The sequence below is a fragment of the Cecembia lonarensis LW9 genome, from assembly GCF_000298295.1.
Taxonomy (GTDB): Bacteria; Bacteroidota; Bacteroidia; order Cytophagales; family Cyclobacteriaceae; genus Cecembia; species Cecembia lonarensis.
In genome coordinates, this window is sequence record NZ_AMGM01000135.1 from 1 (window position 1) to 7645 (window position 7645).

The 7645-nt window shown below is 43.0% G+C and carries 5 protein-coding genes; 4 read left to right on the plus strand and 1 reads right to left on the minus strand.

All coding sequences use genetic code 11. The annotated features are described in order from the left end of the window. Window positions 1-561: 561 nt before the first annotated feature. From B879_RS19895 to B879_RS19910, 4 genes are all read left to right on the plus strand, one after another. A complete protein-coding gene (locus tag B879_RS19895; RefSeq protein ID WP_009187026.1) occupies window positions 562-1653 on the plus strand; it encodes a hypothetical protein in 1092 nt (363 codons plus the stop codon). Further along, complete coding sequence (locus B879_RS19900; RefSeq protein WP_009187027.1) at window positions 1650-2642, plus strand: polysaccharide deacetylase family protein; 993 nt, start codon at window positions 1650-1652, stop codon at window positions 2640-2642. Before B879_RS19895 ends, B879_RS19900 begins: the two co-directional genes overlap by 4 nt. 197 nt (window positions 2643-2839) lie before the next feature. Then, window positions 2840-3652 (plus strand): polysaccharide biosynthesis/export family protein, encoded by an 813-nt coding sequence (locus B879_RS19905; protein WP_009187028.1) that lies wholly within the window; start codon window positions 2840-2842, stop codon window positions 3650-3652. After that, the gene (locus B879_RS19910) at window positions 3649-6102 is read left to right on the plus strand and encodes a GumC family protein (protein ID WP_009187029.1); all 2454 of its coding nucleotides are present in this window, start codon (window positions 3649-3651) and stop codon (window positions 6100-6102) included. The genes B879_RS19905 and B879_RS19910 overlap by 4 nt, the downstream gene beginning before the upstream one ends. Here the strand turns inward: B879_RS19910 and rluF are convergent. Further along, entirely contained in the window at window positions 6099-6848 is a 750-nt protein-coding gene (gene rluF / locus B879_RS19915; RefSeq protein ID WP_009187030.1) for a 23S rRNA pseudouridine(2604) synthase RluF, read from the minus strand. The genes B879_RS19910 and rluF overlap by 4 nt on opposite strands. Window positions 6849-7645: the final 797 nt, after the last annotated feature.

Below are 7645 nucleotides of genomic sequence, written 5' to 3' on the forward strand. Positions count from 1 at the left end.
CCCCCTTTTTCATTTCGAGTCGTCGGAGCCGCCCTGCAACCTGGCCCCTCGCTAAATTGCTCCACTGGAGCAATTTTTCACACCTGCCTGGCAGTCAGACAGGCTCGGTCCTCTCCTCCTCTGCATTCAAATGCTAAGTGTTAGCTTGTCTTTTTTCATTTCTAGTCGTCGGGGTAGCCCTGCAGCCTGGCTCGTCGCTAAAATGATTCACAGAATCATTTTTTAACGCTCCGCCCTCTCCTCCTCTTAAGGACTGATTATTACTCATCCTTTTTGATTGATTAGGAGAACATACGTTACATTTTGACCTCACGAATTGCCTTGCTCTCGAGACACGCCCGGTAATGAAAACAGCCTTGTTAAATTCAACTCCTTCCGGAGTTGGGTGGACAGGGAGATCTTCATTTAAACATCCCTGGGTAGCGACGCTATCCTTCGTTATCAGACGCTTTCAGCGTCGGGAATATGGAGCGGAGTTAAACCCTGAAGACTTGTATATGGCACAAAGCGGGCAAATCATTTTTTTGAATTATCTTTAAAATATTCATTCAATTTGATCAGATGAATAGGATTTCTGTCCCCCAACCTGATGGATTTATCAGGTTCTTGTTTTTTTACCATCTGGCCTTCGCCTTGGTGTTTACCTGGTACCTCAACCAACACGGAGGGGATGCCATCCGCTATTGGAACCTGACCGCAGAGACCGGGCATCAACCGGAAACCTGGTCGGATCATTTTGGGACCCGCAGTTATTTTATACAGTGGCTGAATTACCTGCCATCCAAACTACTAGGACTTCCTTTTTGGATAGGGAATGTGCTCTATGCACTGGCGTCTTTTTGGGCTTTGAAAATCCTGTTTTCATTGGTCATCCAAACTTTCAAAATTGAATCCGATGCTTTATTCCTAGGCCTGCTATACTTGGTTTTTCTGCTGCCCAACCTGCACTTTTGGACTGCTGGAATCGGAAAGGAGTCCCTGAGTTTGTTGGGATTGGCCTTTTTCCTAAAAGGATCCCATGACCTCAAAAAGGGGGGGTATTGGTTGCTGTTGGGTATTTTGCTTTCTTACCTGGTCAGACCTCTGCAAGGTGCTTTGCTTTTAGGGATGGCCTTACCGATCATCTGGCTGGATAAGGGCCTTGCCTCATGGCTAAAATTAGGGCTTACCCCCATTCTGGTGGTGGCCGCTTGGTATATGACACAGTTCTTGCTCTACATTACGCATATGGATGGCATCGCACCGGCTGATATTGTGGGCTTCAGTGAGGAACAGTTCAGGTTTTTGGATCAGTTTGCTGCAGGTTCCGCCATACCCATGAGAGAGTACCCTTGGTGGCAAAAGGCCTGGACACTTTTCTTCAGGCCATTCTGGGGAGAAGGGGGTAGTTTTTGGCAATATATGGCCATCCTTGAAAACAGCATCAGCCTTTTCCTGATTTTAACCCTTCCTTTATGGTTGATCAAGCGTAACTGGAAAAATATCCCTCTTTGGTTGCTATGGGCTTTGGTCTATGGCCTTTTGTTGATGGGGGTCTATGCCCTGACCCTAAACAACCTTGGCATCATCATGCGCATGAAATCTTTTTTCATGATCTTTTTCCATTTATTGGCCATTCTGGGGATTTACAATTTGAAACTTCGAAATATTTGATAGATTTACGTATTGATAGACCTTTTTTTGTGGATTCATTTTTCATCATATCACTGGACTTCGAGTTGCACTGGGGACGATTTGACAAGACAGACTTGCATAGCAATTTGTCCTATTACCATCAAACCAGAAACAGTATTCCTCAGGTGTTGGAGTTATTCCAGCAATATGGCATCCATGCTACCTGGGCCACAGTGGGGAGTCTTATGGCTGCTAATGTTGAAGAATGGAAAGCCTATTGGCCAGAGCTGAAACCAGCATATCATAAACAGCGGTTTTCTGCTTATGCTTGGTTTGAAGAACAAAAACAGATCCGGGAAGAGGCCTTATTTGCCCCTGATTTGGTAAAACTTATCCTGGATTACCCCCATCAGGAGTTAGGTAGCCATACCTTTTCCCATTATTATACCTGTGAAGCCGGACAATGCCATGCCTCATTCCAAGCTGATCTGAAAGCAGCTCAGCAAATTGCTAAGGATAAGTTTGGGCTTGAATTAAAGTCTTTGGTGTTTCCGCGCAACCAAATGGATAAACATTCCATCAGGACTGCCGCAGCAATGGGTTTCCAAACGGTAAGGACTAATCCCAGTGACTGGTATTGGAAGAATACCCAGGAAGAAAACTTGCTCAAAAAACTCTTCCGAACCGGGGATACTTTGGTGGCTTTGGGAAAAAAAACTTCCTATCCGTTGCCAAAGCGGCAAGGAATTGAAGTTTTAGGATTGCCTGCTTCCCGTTTGTTGCGACCCTTTAGAAGTAATTCTTTTTTTAACCAAAGAAGAATTACCAGGATTAAAGAAGAAATGGAAGAAGCCGCAAAATCAGGGTTGGCCTATCACCTATGGTGGCATCCCCATAATTTTGGGAATTTGCCTGATGAAAACCTGAAATGCTTGGAAGAAATTCTGGTACATTTTAGCAAAATGAGGGACAATTATGGGATGCAAAGCATCCATATGGGAGAGTCATGTAAAGGATTAAATTGTTAAATCAGCCTGTTTCTAAGATAATTCTCCACTTCTAATAGAAAAAAAATTGGTCTGCCAAAGTCAAGAATGCCTTTTTATTTACCATTAAATCCAGATTTATGGATTGAAAAAAAAGCCGGCTTTTTGAAGCCAAAGAAAGTGGTTTAAAATTCAAGTATTTCTTTATATTTGATGCAATTTCAAGAATTTATCTGTTCATGAGAAGTTTAGTTCTTTTTTCCTTTGTCCTACTTTTTGCATCTGCATGTATCAGCAATAAAAGGATTGTGTACCTCCAGAATCTCCCTGGAGATGAGCCCATTGAGTTGGATGAGTTTATTCCTTTTGCTGAGTACGACAAGAATTATATCCTACAGCCTTTTGATGTGGTGGATATTGATTTTGCTTCCGCAGATGAGGAACTGACCAAGGCCTTTGAATTCCAAGGCTCCAGAAACATGCGTATGGGAGGTATGGGAATGATGGGTGCAGGAGATATGTTTTTCATGACCGGATATGTCATAGATGTGGATGGCTACGTTAACCTTCCGAGGCTTGGGAAGATCAAAATATCCGGCCTGACAGAGGAACAGGCCAGGATAAAAGTAGAAGAGGCCATTCGAGAATATTTCAAAGATGACGTTTATGTCAGGTTAAGAATCGGAGGGATCAGGTTTACAGCCTTAGGAGAGTTTAATAACTCGGGTACCAAGGTGATGCTGAAACACAGGGCGACGATCTTCGATGCGATAGCATTGGCAGGAGAATCCAATATTTTGGCCAAGAAAAACAAATTGTTCCTGATCAGGCAATATGACGGTGGCTCAAAAATCCATCAGATCAATTTGAATGATCGGGCTTTATTGGCCTCTCCCTATTATTTTATCCAAAATAATGATATTTTGTACCTAGAACCGATGAATATCAGACAGTTTGGCCGTGCAGATAACCTGGCAGCCTCTTTGGGACTGATCATATCGGTCACATCTTCTATAATACTTATTTTTGCTTTGGTTGGTAGGAATTTATGATTGATGGAAAAGTAGATATTTCTAAGTTTGAGGATGAGGTTAAGCCCATAGATATCAAGTATTACTTGATCAAATATGCGCGCTATTGGCCTTTGTACCTGACCTGTATTTTTATTGCTTTGGTAGGGGTTTTCCTCTTTCACCGTTATTCTGTGGAGGAATATGAAGTAAGGGGCAGTATTTTGATCAAGCAAAAAAATACCCCGGAAGTAAGGATTCTGGACAGGTCCAATATTTTTAGCGGTGGTCAAAACCTGGAGAATGATATCCTTTTGTTGACTTCCAAAAACCTGGCAGAAGAAGCCATAAGCAAATTGCATTTAGATGTCAGCTATTTTGCCTATACCACCATCAAGGAAGTAGAATTATATGATAAATCCCCCATTAGGGTGGAGGTTGTAAGGGATGGACCTCAATTTGAAACAGGGGCGATCTTTCTTACCAAGGTTTCGGATAATGAGTTTGTGCTGTCCCGTGAGGAAAAAGGTTTTTTTGACTTTTTAAATGTCAAAGCAGACGGACCTGTGGATGACGAAATCTTGAACAAAACCTTCAGATTTGGAGAGTTGATTTCCTCTTCCCGTTCCAGTTTTTCTGTGGAAGAAATCAAACCAATGCGGGTGGGCGATAAATTGTACTTCATTATTCATAGCCCGTCGAACATCATAGACAGATACGCCCGCTCCATTGCGGTAAGGCCCATCAACAGTTACGGAACGGTGCTTCAGGTATCCATGGTCACTAAAGTAGTGGAAAAAGGCAGGGATTATGTCAATGCCTTGATGGAATCCTACATTGATTATGACCTGAAGGAGAAAAACAGGATTTCTGAGAACACCCTGAAGTTCATCGATGATCAGATGCGGATTTTGGAAGATTCCCTAAAGATGGTAGAAAGGGTGATGCTCAATTTCAAAGTGGAGAATAAACTGCTGGATGTCAATTCTGAATTTGGCGGGGTGTTGAGCAATATGCAGCGGCTGGAAGAGATGATCCAAAACATTGAGTTTGAGTTGAGTTATTACAAATCCCTGCAACAGTACCTGATGACTAAAGGTAATGATTACACCGACATCGTGGCCCCTTCTGTGGTTGGAGTGAATGATGCTTTTCTCAATGGATTGATCCGAACTTTGGTGGAGGCTTCGCTTGAACGGCGAAAATTACTGGTTTTGGTCAATGAAAATCATCCCAAAGTCAAAGAAGTGGATGAAGAAATTTCCAAGTTGAGGGAAAATGTATTCGAAAACATCAACAACCTGGTCGCTAATACAGAGAATCGAAGGGATGAGGCAAGAAAAAAGCTTGACAAATCTGATGCGGAATTTTCTAGATTGCCGCAGACGGAGTCCGATTATACCAATATTTTCAGGCAATACAGGTTAAGGGAAAACTTGTACAATTACCTTTTGGAGAAAAGGGCAGAGGCTGGCATTGCCAAGGCTTCCAATATTTCGGATAACTCCGTCCTGGATTATGCCAGAATGGGCAACCTTATTTTTCCTCAAAAACCCAAAAACTATGGGATGGCCATTGGCTTGGGTTTCTTTATTCCGCTCTTATTCCTGTTGGGTTACCATTACTTTAACAATAAGATCATGGATCAGATCCAATTGAAGAATGCCATACGCATTCCGCTTTTGGGAACCATTGGCCTGAGCAATAAGGAAACCAATATGTTGGTGGCAGAACACCCCAAGTCCATGGTGGCAGAGTCTTTCCGCTCCCTAAGGTCTGCGCTTTTCTACATTGCCAGTGATAAAAAATGTAAGAAAATCCTGATCACTTCTTCAGTTTCCGGAGAGGGAAAAACCTTTGTCAGTCTCAACTTGGCCGCAGCCATGGCTTTGAGCGGTAAGAAAACCTGCATTTTGGGTCTTGACCTTAGGAAACCCAAAATTGCAGACTATGTAGGACTTGATTCCAAGACAGGTTTGTCCAATTACCTGGTAAATAAAGCTGAAAAAGAAGATGTCATCTTGGAGACCAAGTATGAAAACCTTTTTATGGTTCCCTCAGGTCCCATTCCTCCCAATCCTGCCGAGCTATTGTTGAAGGATAAAATGGTGGAGCTGTTGGAGCATTTGGAGTCTGAATTTGAAATTGTGATCATGGATACACCCCCGATTGGTTTGGTGTCTGAGACCATGGATTTGTTGCGCTTTTCGGACGTCAACCTGTACATCGTGCGGCAGAATTATACCCATAAAAAGTACCTGTTGATGATCAATGACCTGTATGCCAACGATCAGATTGGCAATATCTATGCGGTCTTCAATGGGCTGAAAGCAGGGGGTGATATTTATGATTTCGGAGGGTATAATTATGGTTATGGCTACAATTATTCTTACCTCCGTAAAAACAAATACACGGGTAATTATTATGAAATGGAGGATAAAAAACCACCTTCCCAGTGGTTGGATAAACTCCTTTCCCGTTTCAGGACCTAGTTTTTTCTAGGCTCTTCTTCATGCGTCTTCGCAGAGTCAGCCAAGAGACGGTTGATTTCCTGCATTTCTTTTTCACTCAGGTCACGCCATTGACCAATGGGCAGGTCCAGAGGGATGTTCATGATTCTGATCCTTTTCAGTTTGGTGACATTATAACCCAAATACTCACACATGCGCCGAATCTGCCTGTTCAGCCCCTGGGTAAGGATGATCCGGAATTTATACTTGCCCAAGGCTTCCACCTCACAGGGATTGGTCATGGTGCCCAAAATGGGGATCCCATTGCCCATTTTTTTGATAAAGTCGGAGGTAATCATCCGGTCTACCGTGACAATGTATTCCTTTTCGTGGTTGTTGCGGGCCCTCAGGATTTTATTGACGATATCCCCATCGCTGGTCAGTAGAATGAGTCCTTCGCTGGGCTTGTCCAAACGGCCAATGGGGAATATCCTTTTGGGATGACCGATATAATCGATGATGTTGTCTTTTTCGGCTTTGGTGTCTGTGGTGCAGACAATGCCCACGGGCTTGTTGAAAGCGATATAGACATGTTCCTCTTTGGGTGGAGAAATCAATTTCCCTTGGACACGGACTTCATCACCGGGTTGTATTTTGGTCCCCATCTCCGGCACCTTGCCATTGATGGTGACTTTGCCTTCTTCTATCAATTTGTCTGCTGCCCTTCTCGAACAAAAACCCACCTCGCTGAGGTATTTGTTGATGCGGGTCCCTTGGGAATCATTCATGCTTGTTGGTTTGAGGAGGTAAATGTAGGGAAATGTTATGAAAGTGGGATTTCGGAAGGTGGATTTCGAAATAGTGGGATCGGGGAAAGATGAAGAGACTTAGGGAAGGAGAGAAGTGAGTGATGAATGAAGAATTAGTGTATTTAAGAGCCAAGGCAAAAGGCAAAAGGCAAAAGGGTTGGAGCTTGAAAGTTTGGGAGTCTTGTTCTATTGAAGAAATGGAATTTTTGAACCACGAATTCGAAGACATTTTCAAAGTAACGTTAAGTAGCTAACTTTAGATAAGCGTTGGTGAGTATTAAAAGAATCCCATAACATTGAAACCTAAATCTATTTAGTAGATCAGGGGAGGAATGACGACGGACCGGGCCGGCTCCGGCCTTGCGGGCTGATAGGATTCCGTCGTCTTGACTTTTTTGGTTACTTTTTGTGTCAAGACAAAAAGTGACTAAAGAAAATAACCTTAATCATCTACCAATTTGGGTTGATTCAGAACTTTCGTTTTATTAACATTAGGTTTAAGTTAGATGGAATTACACAAATTACCTGGATTTTGAGGTTGTTAAGTGTCTTGGCCTTTTTCAGTCATCAAACCAACATGGGTAATGAAATTAGGCGCAGGGCTTACGAATTTCCACACTTGCCTGCCTTTAGGTAGGAATGTTCTTGGATACTATTGCTTTCAAGAATAGGGCCGAGGGCACTTGATAACATAGGGGGACTGAGCGTTAAGAAAATATCCCTTTGGATCCCCGAATCCCGATAATTATCGGGACGGGGTAGCTCAGGGCCAGCAT

Coding starts and splice junctions, on each gene's coding strand:
- B879_RS19895 (WP_009187026.1), top strand. CDS start 562: ATGAATAGGATTTCTGTCCCCCAACCTGATGGATTTATCAGGTTCTTG.
- B879_RS19905 (WP_009187028.1), top strand. CDS start 2,840: ATGAGAAGTTTAGTTCTTTTTTCCTTTGTCCTACTTTTTGCATCTGCA.
- B879_RS19910 (WP_009187029.1), top strand. CDS start 3,649: ATGATTGATGGAAAAGTAGATATTTCTAAGTTTGAGGATGAGGTTAAG.
- rluF (WP_009187030.1), bottom strand. CDS start 6,848: ATGAATGATTCCCAAGGGACCCGCATCAACAAATACCTCAGCGAGGTG.